The following is a 14,704-nucleotide window of genomic DNA, read 5'->3' as shown; positions in this document are numbered from 1 at the left end:
CCGGGGGCTTCTGCGCCGAGAGCCCCGGATTGCATCCGGGCTACAGAGCTGCGTGATTCGCGAGCCGGGCTCGCTCCTACACTGCTCGCGCGCGGTTATTCGTCCTCGAACTGGTAGCTACCCGGCGCCAGGTTCTCGAAGCGCGAATACTTGCCGAGGAAGGCCAGGCGCGCGGTGCCCAGCGGGCCGTTACGCTGCTTGCCGATGATGATCTCGGCCACACCCTTGTACTCGGTCTCGGGGTGATACACCTCATCGCGGTACACGAACATGATGATGTCGGCGTCCTGCTCGATTGCACCGGACTCACGCAAGTCGGAGTTGATCGGGCGCTTGTTGGGACGCTGCTCCAGACCACGATTGAGCTGTGAAAGGGCGATGACCGGGCAGTTGAACTCCTTGGCCAAGCCCTTGAGCGAGCGCGAGATCTCGGAGATCTCGTTGACCCGGCTGTCGCCGCTGGAGCCGGGAATCTGCATCAGTTGCAGGTAGTCGACCATGATCAGGCCGATTTCGCCGTGCTCGCGCGCCAGGCGGCGAGTACGCGCGCGCATCTCGCTCGGAGAAATACCGGCGGTATCGTCGATGAACAGCTTACGGTCGTTGAGCAGGTTGACTGCGCTGGTCAGACGCGGCCAGTCATCGTCGTCGAGTTGGCCGGCACGTACCTTGGTCTGATCGATACGCCCCAAGGATGCGAGCATACGAATCACGATGGATTCCGACGGCATCTCCAGCGAGTAGACGAGAATCGCCTTGTCGCTACGCATCAGGGCGTTTTCCACCAGGTTCATGGCGAAGGTGGTCTTACCCATCGACGGACGACCAGCGACGATGATCATGTCGGCCGGCTGCAGGCCACTGGTCAGGTTATCCAGGTCATCGAAACCGGTGGACAGACCGGTGATCGCGTCGCCGTTGTTGAACAGCGTGTCGATGCGGTCGATGGCCTTGACCAGGATGTCGTTGATGCCCACCGGCCCGCCTGTCTTGGGGCGGTCCTCGGCAATCTGGAAGATCAGACGCTCCGCTTCGTCGAGAATTTCCTCGCCGGTACGGCCCTCTGGGGCGTAGGCGCTGTCGGCAATGTCGTTGCTGATGCTGATCAGTTTGCGCAGCGTGGCGCGCTCACGAATGATCTGCGCATAGGCCTTGATGTTGGCCACCGACGGCGTGTTCTTCGCCAGCTCGGCGAGATAGGCCAGGCCGCCGACCTGCGACAGCTGCCCCTCCTTGTCCAACTGCTCGGACAGAGTCACCACGTCGAAGGGTTCGTTACGCTCGGCCAATTTGAAGATGGCGCGAAAGATCAGCCGGTGGTCATGGCGATAGAAATCGACATCCGACACACCATCGAGCACGCGCTCCCAGGCATTGTTGTCGAGCATCAGGCCGCCAAGCACCGCCTGTTCCGCCTCGATGGAGTGCGGCGGCACTTTCAGGGCGGCAGTCTGCAGGTCGTATTGCTCGGGAATGCTGATGTCGTTCATAGGCTCGGGGAGAAAATGCTGCGATAGAAAAACAAAGGGCACGGATCGCAGAGCGATACCGTGCCCGATTGTCAGCAGACCTACGCTACAGCGCAAGTCCGCTTGGCGGCTACTTGATTAAGCAGCGACCACGACCACCTTGACGGTGGCTTCGACGTCGGTGTGCAGGTGCACAGCTACGTCGTATTCGCCAACCTGGCGAATGGTACCGTTCGGCAGACGAACTTCAGCTTTGGCCACTTCAACGCCGGAGGCGGTCAGAGCGTCAGCGATGTCGTGGGTGCCGATGGAACCGAACAGCTTGCCTTCATCGCCAGCGGTGGCGGTGATGGTGACTTCCAGCTCAGCCAGCTGAGCAGCGCGAGATTCAGCGGAAGCTTTCTTCTCGGCAGCAGCTTTTTCCAGCTCGGCGCGACGTGCTTCGAAAGCAGCAACGTTGGCTTCGGTGGCAGCGGTAGCTTTGCCTTGCGGCAGCAGGAAGTTACGGCCGTAACCGGCTTTAACGTTCACTTTGTCGCCCAGGTTGCCCAGATTGGCGATTTTTTCCAGCAGGATGACTTCCATTTGGGTCTTACCTCTTAACTTTTAACCTTCACCGTTCGCAGAGCCCGGGCCGTTCTTGCGCGCCAGGCGACCGCGAAAATCAAACAGACTGTCGACAACGGCTAACAAACAGATCAGGTTTCCGGCCACCAGTAACGCCACATACAACCCTATCGACCAAAAACTCGACAGCTGCTTCATCGCAATCAGACCATGCCCCAACGCCAGACCAGCTAGCATCAGCGGCAGCATGCAGATCAGCGTAAACGCCCACCCTGCATCCCCGAGCAATGACGGCGCCAAGAACACACTTGCGATCAACGCAAGCGCTAGCGGCACCGGTAGGCGGATTTGGCGAAACTCCTTACCAAAACCGCCCGGGTTGTATAACGACGCCTGCCAGTAACGCGCCAAAGCCAGACTTAGGACGCTCGTCGTCAACAACGAAAACGTCATAAAGCCGCCCAGGAGCGGTACAAGCGATGCCTGTTGAATGTTCTGGAGCTGCTCACTGCTTGGGCCCCCAGCGGATTGCGCTGGCAGTTCAGTCAGAGCCTGTCGAAAAACCTCGGCCATCGTCTCAAGGTTTTCAACGAACGCTACGCTTACCACCAGCGCAAACACTACGCCGACTGGCACCAACGCCATGAGAACTCGAACCCAGGAAGCACTGCTGCGCAGAACCTGCGCCAGTACCAGCGTACCCAACATCACCATCAGCACACTCGGATCACCGAGGTAGCAGATGTAAGCTGCTGGCAATACTGCCCAGATCATAATACCGAGCGCATCACTCAAGCCTCTGCGCAGTAGCACCAAGCTACCTGCAGCTGCGCCCAACCAGACAAACAACGGCACAATGGCCGATCCCACCACCACAAGGGTGGCCTGCATACGGCCGCGCATGATGTATTCAGCCAGGGCGCGCATGCGATCTATTCCTTAACTCTTGTCGACTGTCCGGTCTCAGCGGCCGTGGCTGTCGGTGTAGGGCAGCAGGGCCAGGAAGCGGGCGCGCTTGATAGCGGTGGCCAGCTGACGCTGATAACGAGCCTTGGTACCGGTGATACGGCTAGGAACGATTTTGCCGGTTTCCGAGATGTAGGCTTTCAGGGTGTTGAGATCTTTGAAATCGATCTCTTTCACGTCTTCAGCGGTGAAGCGGCAGAATTTACGACGACGGAAGAAACGTGCCATGTGATTGGCTCCTCAATAGATCCGTGGATTACTCGTCAGCGTTGTCGCTGTCGTTGCTGTCGCTGTCATCGCCGTCGTTGGACTCGGCGTTTTCAGGACGTTCACGACGCTCGCGGCGCTCACTGCGGTTTTCTTCGGCCTTCAGCATCTCGGACTGGCCAGTGACGGCCTCGTCGCGACGGATGACCAGGTTACGGATCACGGCGTCGTTGTAGCGGAAGTTGTCTTCCAGCTCGGCCAGGGCCTTGCCGGTGCACTCTACGTTGAGCATCACGTAGTGGGCTTTGTGGACGTTGTTGATGGCGTAAGCCAGCTGACGACGGCCCCAATCTTCCAGGCGGTGAATCTTGCCACCGTCTTCTTCGATCAGCTTGGTGTAACGCTCGACCATGCCGCCGACTTGCTCGCTCTGGTCCGGGTGAACCAGAAAGATGATTTCGTAATGACGCATAAATGCTCCTTACGGGTTGTAGCCTGCCAACTAAGGTGGTCAGGCAAGGAGTGGGTTTTCTCGTGATGAGCTTGCCGGGCGGTAGGCGCGAAAAGGCCTGCCGTCACGGCAAGGGGCGCCATTCTAGAGAAGCCCCCTGCCGCACGCAAGACGAATTGGCGATTATTTGAACAGTCAGCCCTTGCGCTGGGCCTGACGCTGACGCACCGCCTCGAACAGGCAGACACCAGTGGCAACCGAGACGTTGAGACTACTGACACTGCCGCTCATGGGCAGCTTGACCAGGTAATCGCAATGCTCGCGCGTCAAACGGCGCATGCCCTTGCCCTCGGCCCCCATGACCAGCACCGTTGGCCCGGTCATGTCCTGCTGATAGACCTCAAGCTCGGCCTCACCGGCCGTACCCACCACCCACAGGCCGCGCTGCTGCAACTTCTCCAGGCTGCGCGCCAGGTTGGTCACCGCCACCAGCGGAATCACCTCGGCAGCGCCGCAGGCCACTTTGCGTACCGTGGCGTTGAGGGTTGCCGATTTGTCCTTGGGCACGATCACCGCCAGCGCACCGGCAGCATCAGCCGTACGCAGGCAGGCCCCCAGGTTGTGCGGGTCGGTCACGCCATCGAGCACCAGCAGCAAAGGCGGGCCTTCGCAGCGATCGAGCAACTCCTCGAGCATCGCCTCGCCCCAGACCTGACTGGGGCTGACATCGGCAACCACACCCTGGTGCACACCCTCGACCCAGGCATCCATCTCACGGCGCTCGCACTGCCCCACTTTTACGCGAGACTGCGCAGCCAGCTCCAGCAAGGGCTGCACCCGAGGATCACTGCGACCATCGGCCAACCAGACCTGCTTCACCCGCTTGGGGTGATGACGCAGCATGGCTTCTACGGCATGTACGCCGTAGATCTTTTCCAGATCACTCATGACTTGGCCTTACGCTTGCGCGGCTTACCGGCAGGTGGCGGAGCACTGTCGCCATGTCCGGAGCCTTTGCGCGCACCACCGGCCGGCTTGCTCGCCGACTTGCCGGCAGCTCCTTTGCCACTGGCACCCTTGCCGGCCTTGGCGCCAGCCAACAGCGCCTTTTTCACATCCCGGCTTTTCTGCACGTCGGTATTGCCCATGCCGCTCGGTTTGCCGCCGCGACGTGCATCATCACCCTTGCCGGCCTTGTCCTGGCTCAGCTCGAAGTCGATCTTGCGCTCATCCAGATCGACGCGCATCACCTTGACCTCGACGCTGTCGCCGAGGCGGAAGCTGCGGCCGCTGCGCTCGCCGGACAGGCGATGGTGAACCGGATCGAAGTGGTAGTAGTCGGCCGGCAGCGCGGTCACGTGCACCAGGCCCTCGACGTAGATGTCGCGCAGCTCGACGAAGATGCCGAAACCGGTTACCGCCGTGATCACACCGGCGAAGGTCTCACCGACACGATCCTGCATGAACTCACACTTGAGCCAGTTGACCACGTCGCGGGTCGCTTCATCGGCACGGCGCTCGGTCATCGAGCACTGCTCACCGAGTTTTTCCAGGGTCGCTTCGTCGTACGGATAGATGCGTGCCTTGGGCATGATTGCCGCGCCGGCACGCTCCACGTGCTTGGTGTCGCGCTTGGAACGGATCACGCTGCGAATGGCGCGATGCACCAGCAGGTCGGGATAACGACGGATCGGCGAGGTGAAGTGGGTGTAAGCCTCGTAATTGAGACCGAAGTGCCCTTCGTTCTGCGCGCTGTACACCGCCTGGCTCAGCGAGCGCAGCATCACGGTCTGGATCAGGTGATAGTCCGGGCGCTCGCGGATGCTTTCCAGCAGGCGCTGATAGTCCTTGGGTGACGGACCATCCTTGGACTTGCCACGCTGCAGCGACAGCCCCAGCTCACCGAGGAAAGCCTTGAGCTTCTCCAGGCGCTCCGGCGGCGGGCCATCGTGCACGCGATACAGCGACGGGACCTCGTGATCCTGCATGAAGCGCGCGGTGGCCACGTTGGCGGCTAGCATGCACTCCTCGATCAGCTTGTGCGCATCGTTGCGCTGAGTCGGGCGGATTTCGTCGATCTTGCGGTCGGTACCGAAGACGATACGTGTTTCCTGCGTCTCGAAGTCGATGGCACCACGCTCGTGACGAGCGGCTACCAGCACCTGATACAGGGCATAGAGCTGATTGAGGTGCGGCAGGACTTCCTTGTATTCGCTGCGCAGGGACTTGCCCTCGCTGCTCTTGGGATCTTCCAGCATCAGGCTGACCTTGTTGTAGGTCAGACGTGCGTGGGAATGGATCACCGCCTCGTAGAACTTGTAGTCGACCATCTGGCCGCTCTTGGACATGGTCATTTCGCAGACCATGGCCAGGCGATCGACATGCGGGTTGAGCGAGCACAGGCCGTTGGACAATTCCTCCGGGAGCATCGGCACGACGCGCTCGGGGAAGTACACCGAGTTGCCGCGCTCGACCGCCTCGGCGTCCAGCGCCGAGCCGACCCTGACGTAGTGCGAGACGTCGGCGATGGCCACATAGAGTTTCCAGCCACCGGAGAACAACTTCCAGCGGCTGCTGTTCTTCTCGCAGTACACGGCATCGTCGAAGTCGCGGGCGTCTTCGCCGTCAATGGTGACGAAAGGCAGATGGCGCAGGTCGACACGCTTCTCCTTGTCCTTCTCATCCACTTCGGGCTTGAGCTTGCGCGCTTCCTTGACCACCGCCTCGGGCCAGACGTGCGGGATGTCGTAGCTGCGCAGCGCGACGTCGATCTCCATGCCCGGCGCCATGTAGTTGCCGATCACTTCGACGATGTCGCCCTGCGGCTGGAAACGCTGCGTAGGCCAGTGAGTGATCTTGATCTCGACGAACTGACCGATGCGCGCACCGGCAGTGCGCCCCGGGGTGACCAGCACTTCCTGCTGAATCTTGGGATTGTCGGCGACGACGAAACCGATGCCGTTCTCTTCGTAGTACCGGCCAACGATGCTCTCATGAGCGCGTTCGATCACCTCGACGATGCCGCCCTCACGACGGCCGCGCCGATCGAAACCCGCCACCCGCACCAGCGCGCGATCTCGGTCGAACACCAGGCGCATCTGCGCCGGGCTGAGGAACAGGTCGTCACTGCCATCGTCCGGCACGAGGAAGCCAAAGCCGTCGCGGTGGCCGCTGATGCGACCGCAGATCAGGTCGAGCTTGTCCACCGGGGCGTAAGTGCCACGACGGGTATAAATGAGCTGCCCGTCACGCTCCATTGCGCGCAGTCGGCGTCGCAGAGCTTCAAGCTGATCTTCGGTATGCAAACCGAACTCTTCGACCAGCTGCTCACGGCTGGCAGGCGCGCCGCGCTCGGCCAGATGCGAAAGGATCAGCTCACGGCTGGGGATGGGGTTGTCGTATTTTTCCGCCTCGCGGGCGGCCTCGGGATCGAGGGATTGCCAATCGGCCATGTAAGGAGGATTACCTGTGCTTATCTATAGAGGTGTATGCCATCTGCCTATTGAAGCGCGAAAACGTCATTCAAGGCAGCTTTTCCGGCGACAATAATTTTTTTGGGGTCAGGGGTTTACAAGGTAAATGCCCGCCCGTATAGTTCGCGCCCACAGCGTCGAGCAGACGTTGTAACACGAAGCAGATGATGATTCATCGGTTTCTGTGCCCAGGTGGCGGAATTGGTAGACGCGCTGGTTTCAGGTATCAGTGACTTAACGGTCGTGGAAGTTCGAGTCTTCTCCTGGGCACCAAATTTCGTGAAGTGGCTTGATAACCCACTTTGCAAATAAACGGATGCAACGCTCCGTGTCGGTAACGACGAACATTGCTGTAGTGCCCAGGTGGCGGAATTGGTAGACGCGCTGGTTTCAGGTATCAGTGACTTAACGGTCGTGGAAGTTCGAGTCTTCTCCTGGGCACCAAATTTCAAAAAACCGAGCCAATGGCTCGGTTTTTTATTGCCCACGAAAAAGCGTGCCACCTCGCAGGGCGCCGCTGCGCGCACCCGCCAAGACCTTAGAGCAGCGAGGTGCGCACAGCGCACCCTACACTTTGAACTGCCCCAGACTGGCCTTGAGCTGCGCAGCCAGCTCATCCAGCGCTCTTGCGTTGCCGGCAATCGCCGCCACCGCCTCGGCCGCACGCTGCGCTTCGGCATGGATGGTTTCGACACGCCCGCGTACCGCTCCCGCCCCTTGCGCCTGATGTGCCGCCGCCTGGGTCGCTGCATTGATGGCGCCATGCACCTCATCCACCGACTGCTGCACCGAGTGCTGCAGGCGTGCACTGTCACGCAGCACCTGCAGACCTTCACTGCCTTGCGCGCCCGCCTGGGCGATGGCGGCAACCGCCTCCTGCGCGCCACGCTGCAGGGCAGCGATATGGGTCTGGATATCGCCGGTGGACTGCTGAGTCTTGCTCGCCAGCGCACGCACCTCGTCAGCCACCACGGCAAACCCGCGACCACTCTCGCCAGCGCGCGCCGCCTCGATGGCGGCATTGAGCGCAAGCAGGTTGGTCTGCTCGGCAATTGACTGAATCACCGTCAGCACCACCTCGATCTGTTCGCTCTGCTTGGCCAGCCGCTCGATCACCGCCGAACCATCGGCCACCCGCGCCACCAAGTCCTCGATCAACGTGGACAGGCGTTGAGCGATAACCGCGTTCTCGTGCGCCGCCTGGCGGATGGTGTCGACGCGCTGCAGCGCGTCCTGCATGGCCTGGCTTTCCGCCTGCGCCTCGTCGGCCATTTGCGCCAACGCCTGCAGGCTGCCAGCAACTTCATCGCGCTGCCGGCCGGCCGCGGCCTCGGCTGCCACGCCGCGCTGAGTCAGGCTGCGAATCTGCTCACCCGTGCGCAACGCCACCTCACCCGACTCTCGCACGATGGGCTGCAGCTTGGCGATGAAGCGATTGACGGCATCGGCCATTTCGCCGACCTCGTCCTGACTGTCGATGCTCACGCGCCGCGTCAGATCGCCCTCGCCCGCCGCCAGATCGTTGAGCGCCGCACTAAGCAGGCGCAAGCGACTCAGCACTCGCCAACCCAACACAAGGGCGACCACCAGCATTGCCAGCGCCCCGACGATCAAAAGGCCGAGGGCGATGTTCCAGCGCAGCGAATCCGCCGCCACGCGCACCGACTCACCACCGTTGCGCGCCATTTCCTGGGTGTAGCGCTCGGCCGACTGCAGACGCTCGCGCAGCGCACCGGTAGCCTCTTCGGAAGCGCCAGCCAGACTGCTATCGACCAACTCACCAGCGCCACTGACCAAAGACGCAAAGCGGCCGTCCAGAGCGGCCAGTTCCTTTTCCACCACATCCAGCGACAGGCCCATCTGCACCTTGCCGATGCGCGAGCCCATTGGATTGATATCAGCCTCGACCACATAAACACGCGGATCGCGCGAAGCCGCATCCACCAGCTTCTCCAGCGGCGAGCCACCCTGCCCGGCAGCGACGAGCTCACGCACCTGCGCGTTACTGCGATTGAAGTTGCGCGTCAGGCGCTGACCATCGGCGTCATAGATGATGGCGAACAACACCGCCGGATCCTGCTGGGCGATTCGGGTAAGCGCAGTGAGCGCAGGAATATCCAGATCCCAGATGGACTTCGGCGCCACCCCGGCCAGCAATTGCGCCAGCGCCTGGCCGGACTGCTTGAGATTGCCCTCGAGCACCACACGCAGTTGCGCCTGCTCAGTCTTCAACTGGCCAGAAAGCCCTTCACCCAGGCGAGTGCGGGTACTGCTCGCCAACGCCGCAAGACCCTGGCTCATCTCGCGCTCAGCCATGTTCAGCTCTTCGCCAAGACGGCGGCTCTCACCACCCAGGCGCTGCGCCAGATCCTCGACCATTCCGTCGACCGAGGCGCGCATCAGCCAAACAGCCAAACCGACCTGCACCAACATGGCCAGACCAAGCGCGACGAACACCGGGCGCAACAGACGGCTACGCAACATGGAAACGATGGCGAACACTGGGGACACTCCTCAACAACCGTAATAGCTATAACGGCGACTTCCGGGATTTATTGAATATAAGCAAAGCGCATGCCCAGCTCCTATGCAGGAGCGCCCCTACGGACGGACACAAAAAAGCCGCCCGAAGGCGGCTCCTGTGCGACTCGAGAGCATCTCGATCAGGCAAACGGATGACGCAGCACGATGGTCTCGTTGCGATCCGGACCAGTAGAGATGATGTCGATCGGCGCACCAACCAGCTCTTCCACACGCTTGATGTAGGCACGAGCAGCGGCCGGCAGGTCTTCCAGGGTCTTGGCGCCCAGGGTGGATTCGCTCCAGCCCGGCATTTCCTCGTAGACCGGCTGCAGGCCGATGTAGCTGTCGGCGTCGGTCGGCGCATCGACCAGCACCTGGCCGTTGGCGTCCTTGTAGCCGGTGCAGATACGGATGGTTTCCAGACCGTCGAGCACGTCCAGCTTGGTCAGGCACAGACCAGAGATGCTGTTGATCTCGATGGCGCGACGCAGGATCACCGCATCGAACCAGCCGCAACGACGGGCACGACCGGTGGTCGCGCCGAACTCGTGACCACGCTTGGCGAGGAAGGCGCCAACATCATCGAACAGCTCGGTCGGGAACGGGCCGGAACCGACACGGGTGGTGTAGGCCTTGGTGATACCGAGGATGTAGTCCAGGTACAACGGACCGAAACCGGAGCCGGTGGCGATACCGCCAGCGGTGGTGTTGGAGCTGGTCACGTAGGGGTAGGTGCCATGGTCGATGTCCAGCAGCGAGCCCTGGGCACCTTCGAACATGATGTCCTTGCCCTCACGACGCAGGTCATGCAGCACGGCAGTGACATCAGCCATCATCGGCTTGAGCAGCTCGGCGTATTCCATGCATTCATCCAGGGTTTTCTGGAAGTCGATGGCCGGCTCTTTGTAGAAATTGACCAGCTGGAAATTGTGGTAATCCAGCAGCTCGCCCAGCTTGGCAGCAAAACGCTCGCGGTGGAACAGGTCACCGACGCGCAGGCCGCGACGCGCGACCTTGTCTTCGTAAGCCGGGCCGATACCGCGACCAGTGGTGCCGATCTTGGCATCACCGCGGGCCTTTTCGCGCGCCTGGTCCAGCGCCACGTGATAGGACAGGATCAGCGGGCAGGCCGGGCTGATACGCAGGCGCTCACGCACCGGTACACCCTTCTCTTCCAGCTTGGTGATTTCGCGCATCAGAGCATCGGGAGCGACGACCACACCGTTGCCGATCAGACACTCGACGCCAGCACGCAGGATGCCAGACGGAATCAGGTGCAGGACGGTCTTCTCACCGTTGATCACCAGGGTGTGGCCAGCGTTGTGACCGCCCTGATAACGCACGACTGCAGCGGCCTGCTCGGTGAGCAGGTCGACGATCTTGCCCTTGCCCTCATCACCCCATTGGGTGCCCAGGACGACGACATTCTTACCCATAAACTTGTCCTCTTCGCGCAAGCTTCGATGCCGGCCGCGGGCCGGCGAAAATGAATTCAGGACGCCAGGGGCGCCACCTGCCAACGTCCATCGCGCAGCGTCAGCAGACGATCACAGCCTGCTTCGCGCGCATCCGCCTCGCTCTGCCCGGGCAGCGCCTGAACCACGCGCTCGCCTTCACCACGCAGACGACGAACGGCCTGCCACAGATAGAGATCATGATTGTCCGGCGCCCAGACACCGCTGACCGCCTCATCCACACGCATGTCACCCAGGGTTACCAAGGTCTTCAGGTCCGTGGAGAAGCCAGTAGCTGGGCGCGCACGACCGAATACCGCGCCGGTATCGTCATAACGACCACCCTGAGCGATGGCACCGCCCTCACCCGGCACGAAGGCCGCGAACACCACGCCGGTGTGATAGTTGTAGCCGCGCAACTCGCCCAGGTCGAAGTACAGCGGCAACTCCGGATAGCGCAGCTCCAGCGCATCGGCAATGGCCACCAGGTCATCGAGCGCAGCGTGCACCGCATCCGGCGCCTCGACCAGAACGGCCTGGGCCAGATCCAGCACTTCCCGACCGCCACACAGTTCGGCGAGCGAACGCAGCATGCTGCCCAGGCCCGCCGGCAACGCGGCGGTCAGGCTCTCGATCTCATCCATGGCCTTGCGCTGCAGCGCATCGAACAGTTGCTGCTCGGCCTCTCCGGACAGGCCAGCGGCACGCGCCAGACCACGGTAGATACCGACATGACCGAGATCCATATGAACGTCCGGCACCGCAGCCAGCTCGAGAGTCTCGACCAGCAGGCTGATAACCTCGATATCGCTGGCCGGACTGGCGTCGCCATAGAGCTCGGCACCCAGCTGGATCGGGCTGCGCGAAGTGGTCAGTGCACGCGGCTGCGCATGCAGCACGCTACCGGCATAGCACAAACGGCTCGGCCCTTCGCGGCGCATGGTATGAGCATCGATGCGCGCCACCTGCGGGGTGATGTCGGCACGAAAGCCCATCTGCCGGCCGGACAACGGATCGGTGACCTTGAAGGTGCGCAGGTCGAGATCCTGGCCGGCGCCAGTCAACAGGGATTCCAGGTACTCGATATGAGGGGTGACGACGAACTCGTAACCCCAACGTTGGAACAGATCCAGCACCTGGCGGCGTGCCGCCTCGATGCGCGCCGCTTCCGGCGGCAGTACTTCTTCGATGCCATCTGGCAGCAGCCAGCGGTCTACCGTTGCCATTTCGCCATTCCCCTCTCGATCCGGGCGGCACAAGCCTTCAGTGAAGCAGATATAGAAGGGCCGTACCCAGCAGCATGCTGGCCAGCCCCATAAGGCGCAGTCGGCGGTCGGGCAGACGAGCTGCCTGCATGACCGCTCCGCGCCAATGGCGCGGATAGAGGAAGGGCAGGATGCCTTCCAGCACCAATACCAGACACAGTGCGATGCCAAGTTCCTGCCACATGATTCCCACAGACGCAAAAAAGCCGGGATTTTCCCGGCTGCCGCATGATACCACGTTTTACCTCGCGGTCACCCTGGCGACACATCGCGCCGCCAGGGTTGCCGATCAAGGCCTGGATTTTTCCAGGTAGCGGAAGAAATCGCTGCCCGGGTCCAGCACCAGCACATCACGCTTGTCAGCGAAGCTTTCGCGGTAAGCCTGCAGACTACGGTAGAAGGAGTAGAACTCCTGATCCTGACCGAAGGCGTTGGCGTAGATGGACGCAGCCTGGGCATCACCGTCACCGCGCAGCTCTTCAGCTTCACGATAGGCTTCAGCCAGCAGTACGCGGCGCTGACGATCGGCATCGGCGCGAATACCTTCGGCCAGCTCACGACCCTTGGCGCGGTGCTCGCGGGCCTCACGCTCACGCTCGGTGCTCATCCGCTCGAACACACTGCGGTTCACTTCGCGCGGCAGGTCGATGGCCTTGACCCGCACATCGACAACCTCGATACCCAGCTCACGCTCGGCGGCGCGGTTGAGAGTCTCGGTCACGTCGGCCATCAGTGCATCACGCTCACCGGATACCGACTCGTGCAGGGTGCGCTTACCAAACTGGTCACGCAGCGATGCTTCCAGACGACGCGCCAGACGCTCATCAGCGACTTGCTTCATGCCCGAGGTGGACTGATAGAAGCGCTCGGCATCCTTCACCCGCCATTTGGCATAGGCGTCGACCATCAGCGCCTTCTTCTCCAGAGTGAGGAAACGAGAAGACGTCGAATCCAGTGTCAGCAAACGACCGTCGAAGATACGCACCTGGTTGACGTAGGGGATCTTCATATGCAGGCCAGGCTGCACATCAGGCTGAACCACTCGCCCGAACTGCAACAGCACCGCACGCTCGGTCTGCGCCACGATATAGAAGCTGTTCCACGCCACCAGGGCCACAACCACGGCCACGATCAGGCCGATCAGGGACTTGTTGTTCATCAACGGCCCTCCCGGGTACGCAGGTTACGCTGGGACATATCGCTGCTCAGCGGCACGGCCGGATCACGCGCTGTCGAATTGCTGCTGTTGGCAGAGCTGGAGGAAGTAGCACCACCACGGCTGTCGATCATCTTGTCCAGCGGCAGATAGAGCAGGTTGTTCTGCCCCTTGTCACCGGTGACCAGAACCTTGCTGGTGTTGCTCATCACTTCCTGCATGGTGTCGATGTACAGACGCTCGCGAGTGATCTCAGGCGCCTTGCGATACTCGGCTACCAGCTTGGTGAAGCGGTCCGCCTCACCCTGGGCGCGAGCGATGACTTCATCACGGTAACCGTTGGCCTCTTCCAGCAGACGCTGGGCCTGACCACGTGCTTCCGGAATCACCCCGTTGGCGTAGGACTCGGCCTGGTTCTTCTCCCGCTGCTCGTCTTCACGGGCACGGATCACGTCATCGAAGGCTTCCTGAACCTCACGCGGCGCCGCAGCACTCTGGATGTTCACCTGAGTGATGGTGATACCGGTCCGGTAGTTGTCGAGGAAACGCTGCAGGCGCTCACGCACCTCACTGGCCATCAGCTCACGGCCCTCGGTCAACACCTGGTCCATCTCGGTGGAACCCACCACGTGACGCACGGCGCTGTCGGTGGCGTGCTGCAGGCTGACTTCCGGCTGGTCGACGTTGAGCACGAAGTCCTGCAGGTTGGTCACCCGATACTGCACGGTCAGCGGCACTTCAATGATGTTCTCGTCTTCGGTCAGCATGGCGCCCTGCTTGGTGTAAGCGCGCTCACGCGTGACGTTTTCCTGGAACTTGCGATCGATTGGCGGGAAATAGATATTCAGGCCCGGACCAACGGTCTCGTGGTACTTGCCGAAGCGCAGCACCACGGCCTGCTCCTGCTCGTCCACCACGTAGATCGCGCTGTACAGCCATACCACCGCCAACAGGCCAAGGCCGACGAACAGCAGGCCGAAGCCACCGCCGCCACTGCGACCAGACTCGTCGTCACCACGTTTCTTACCACCGCCAAACAGCCCATTGAGGCTTTCTTGCAGCTTGCGGAACGCTTCGTCGAGATCCGGCGGCCCCTGCCGGCCACCGCCTTTGCGGCCGCCCCAGGGGTCTTGATTGTTCGAGTTGCCACCCGGCTCATTCCAAGCCATAGCG

The 14,704-nt window shown here is 61.7% G+C and carries 13 protein-coding genes and 2 tRNA genes; 2 read left to right on the top strand and 13 right to left on the bottom strand.

Annotated features, from left to right (window positions below; genetic code table 11):
- Positions 1 to 95: 95 nt before the first annotated feature.
- From dnaB to rnr, 7 genes are all read right to left on the bottom strand, one after another.
- Positions 96 to 1,490 (bottom strand): replicative DNA helicase, encoded by a 1,395-nt coding sequence (dnaB, locus tag GV002_RS15300; protein ID WP_160019221.1) that lies wholly within the window; start codon positions 1,488 to 1,490, stop codon positions 96 to 98.
- A gap of 117 nt (positions 1,491 to 1,607) precedes the next feature.
- Complete coding sequence (rplI, locus tag GV002_RS15295; RefSeq protein WP_017678673.1) at positions 1,608 to 2,054, bottom strand: 50S ribosomal protein L9; 447 nt, start codon at positions 2,052 to 2,054, stop codon at positions 1,608 to 1,610.
- Positions 2,055 to 2,075: 21 nt separating this feature from the next.
- Positions 2,076 to 2,963: a hypothetical protein gene (locus GV002_RS15290; RefSeq protein WP_160019220.1), complete on the bottom strand. Its 888-nt coding sequence runs from the start codon at positions 2,961 to 2,963 to the stop codon at positions 2,076 to 2,078.
- A gap of 36 nt (positions 2,964 to 2,999) precedes the next feature.
- Positions 3,000 to 3,230, bottom strand: a complete 231-nt coding sequence (gene rpsR / locus GV002_RS15285) for a 30S ribosomal protein S18 (RefSeq protein WP_003246847.1) — start codon at positions 3,228 to 3,230, stop codon at positions 3,000 to 3,002.
- Between the two features lie 28 nt (positions 3,231 to 3,258).
- Positions 3,259 to 3,681, bottom strand: a complete 423-nt coding sequence (rpsF, locus tag GV002_RS15280; protein WP_003246846.1) for a 30S ribosomal protein S6 — start codon at positions 3,679 to 3,681, stop codon at positions 3,259 to 3,261.
- A 174-nt stretch (positions 3,682 to 3,855) separates the two neighbouring features.
- Positions 3,856 to 4,608: a 23S rRNA (guanosine(2251)-2'-O)-methyltransferase RlmB gene (gene rlmB / locus GV002_RS15275; RefSeq protein WP_160019219.1), complete on the bottom strand. Its 753-nt coding sequence runs from the start codon at positions 4,606 to 4,608 to the stop codon at positions 3,856 to 3,858.
- Positions 4,605 to 7,112: a ribonuclease R gene (gene rnr / locus GV002_RS15270; protein WP_160019218.1), complete on the bottom strand. Its 2,508-nt coding sequence runs from the start codon at positions 7,110 to 7,112 to the stop codon at positions 4,605 to 4,607. Before rnr ends, rlmB begins: the two co-directional genes overlap by 4 nt.
- 207 nt (positions 7,113 to 7,319) lie before the next feature.
- On the opposite strand from rnr, the gene GV002_RS15265 reads away from it, so the two are divergent.
- Both GV002_RS15265 and GV002_RS15260 read left to right on the top strand, forming a co-directional pair.
- Positions 7,320 to 7,406 (top strand) — tRNA-Leu (locus tag GV002_RS15265).
- 84 nt (positions 7,407 to 7,490) lie between these two features.
- Positions 7,491 to 7,577 (top strand) — tRNA-Leu (locus GV002_RS15260).
- Positions 7,578 to 7,700: 123 nt separating this feature from the next.
- Here the strand turns inward: GV002_RS15260 and GV002_RS15255 are convergent.
- From GV002_RS15255 to hflK, 6 genes are all read right to left on the bottom strand, one after another.
- The gene (locus tag GV002_RS15255; RefSeq protein ID WP_160019217.1) at positions 7,701 to 9,635 is read right to left on the bottom strand and encodes a methyl-accepting chemotaxis protein; all 1,935 of its coding nucleotides are present in this window, start codon (positions 9,633 to 9,635) and stop codon (positions 7,701 to 7,703) included.
- Positions 9,636 to 9,796: 161 nt separating this feature from the next.
- Positions 9,797 to 11,092, bottom strand: a complete 1,296-nt coding sequence (locus GV002_RS15250; RefSeq protein ID WP_021487874.1) for an adenylosuccinate synthase — start codon at positions 11,090 to 11,092, stop codon at positions 9,797 to 9,799.
- A 56-nt stretch (positions 11,093 to 11,148) separates the two neighbouring features.
- Positions 11,149 to 12,336 carry an ATP phosphoribosyltransferase regulatory subunit gene (locus GV002_RS15245; RefSeq protein ID WP_160019216.1) on the bottom strand — a complete coding sequence of 396 codons (1,188 nt, stop codon included), beginning with the start codon at positions 12,334 to 12,336 and terminating at the stop codon, positions 11,149 to 11,151.
- 37 nt (positions 12,337 to 12,373) lie between these two features.
- Positions 12,374 to 12,559, bottom strand: a complete 186-nt coding sequence (locus tag GV002_RS15240) for a DUF2065 domain-containing protein (RefSeq protein WP_003459207.1) — start codon at positions 12,557 to 12,559, stop codon at positions 12,374 to 12,376.
- A 105-nt stretch (positions 12,560 to 12,664) separates the two neighbouring features.
- Complete coding sequence (hflC, locus tag GV002_RS15235; RefSeq protein WP_160019215.1) at positions 12,665 to 13,534, bottom strand: protease modulator HflC; 870 nt, start codon at positions 13,532 to 13,534, stop codon at positions 12,665 to 12,667.
- Positions 13,534 to 14,700, bottom strand: coding sequence for an FtsH protease activity modulator HflK (hflK, locus tag GV002_RS15230; RefSeq protein WP_160019214.1), 1,167 nt, complete (start codon positions 14,698 to 14,700; stop codon positions 13,534 to 13,536). Before hflK ends, hflC begins: the two co-directional genes overlap by 1 nt.
- Positions 14,701 to 14,704 lie beyond the last annotated feature (4 nt).

Source organism: Pseudomonas sp. 8O (genome assembly GCF_902506495.1).
Taxonomy (GTDB): Bacteria; Pseudomonadota; Gammaproteobacteria; order Pseudomonadales; family Pseudomonadaceae; genus Aquipseudomonas; species Aquipseudomonas chaetocerotis.
The sequence above is the reverse complement of the archived record's forward strand: the minus strand, read 5'-3'. Positions and strand labels throughout refer to the sequence as shown.

Excerpts from the sequence above, each read along its gene's own strand:
- dnaB (WP_160019221.1), bottom strand. The coding sequence starts at position 1,490 with ATGAACGACATCAGCATTCCCGAGCAATACGACCTGCAGACTGCCGCC.
- rplI (WP_017678673.1), bottom strand. The coding sequence starts at position 2,054 with ATGGAAGTCATCCTGCTGGAAAAAATCGCCAATCTGGGCAACCTGGGC.
- GV002_RS15290 (WP_160019220.1), bottom strand. The coding sequence starts at position 2,963 with ATGCGCGCCCTGGCTGAATACATCATGCGCGGCCGTATGCAGGCCACC.
- rpsR (WP_003246847.1), bottom strand. The coding sequence starts at position 3,230 with ATGGCACGTTTCTTCCGTCGTCGTAAATTCTGCCGCTTCACCGCTGAA.
- rpsF (WP_003246846.1), bottom strand. The coding sequence starts at position 3,681 with ATGCGTCATTACGAAATCATCTTTCTGGTTCACCCGGACCAGAGCGAG.
- rlmB (WP_160019219.1), bottom strand. The coding sequence starts at position 4,608 with ATGAGTGATCTGGAAAAGATCTACGGCGTACATGCCGTAGAAGCCATG.
- rnr (WP_160019218.1), bottom strand. The coding sequence starts at position 7,112 with ATGGCCGATTGGCAATCCCTCGATCCCGAGGCCGCCCGCGAGGCGGAA.
- GV002_RS15250 (WP_021487874.1), bottom strand. The coding sequence starts at position 11,092 with ATGGGTAAGAATGTCGTCGTCCTGGGCACCCAATGGGGTGATGAGGGC.
- GV002_RS15245 (WP_160019216.1), bottom strand. The coding sequence starts at position 12,336 with ATGGCAACGGTAGACCGCTGGCTGCTGCCAGATGGCATCGAAGAAGTA.
- GV002_RS15240 (WP_003459207.1), bottom strand. The coding sequence starts at position 12,559 with ATGTGGCAGGAACTTGGCATCGCACTGTGTCTGGTATTGGTGCTGGAA.
- hflC (WP_160019215.1), bottom strand. The coding sequence starts at position 13,534 with ATGAACAACAAGTCCCTGATCGGCCTGATCGTGGCCGTGGTTGTGGCC.
- hflK (WP_160019214.1), bottom strand. The coding sequence starts at position 14,700 with ATGGCTTGGAATGAGCCGGGTGGCAACTCGAACAATCAAGACCCCTGG.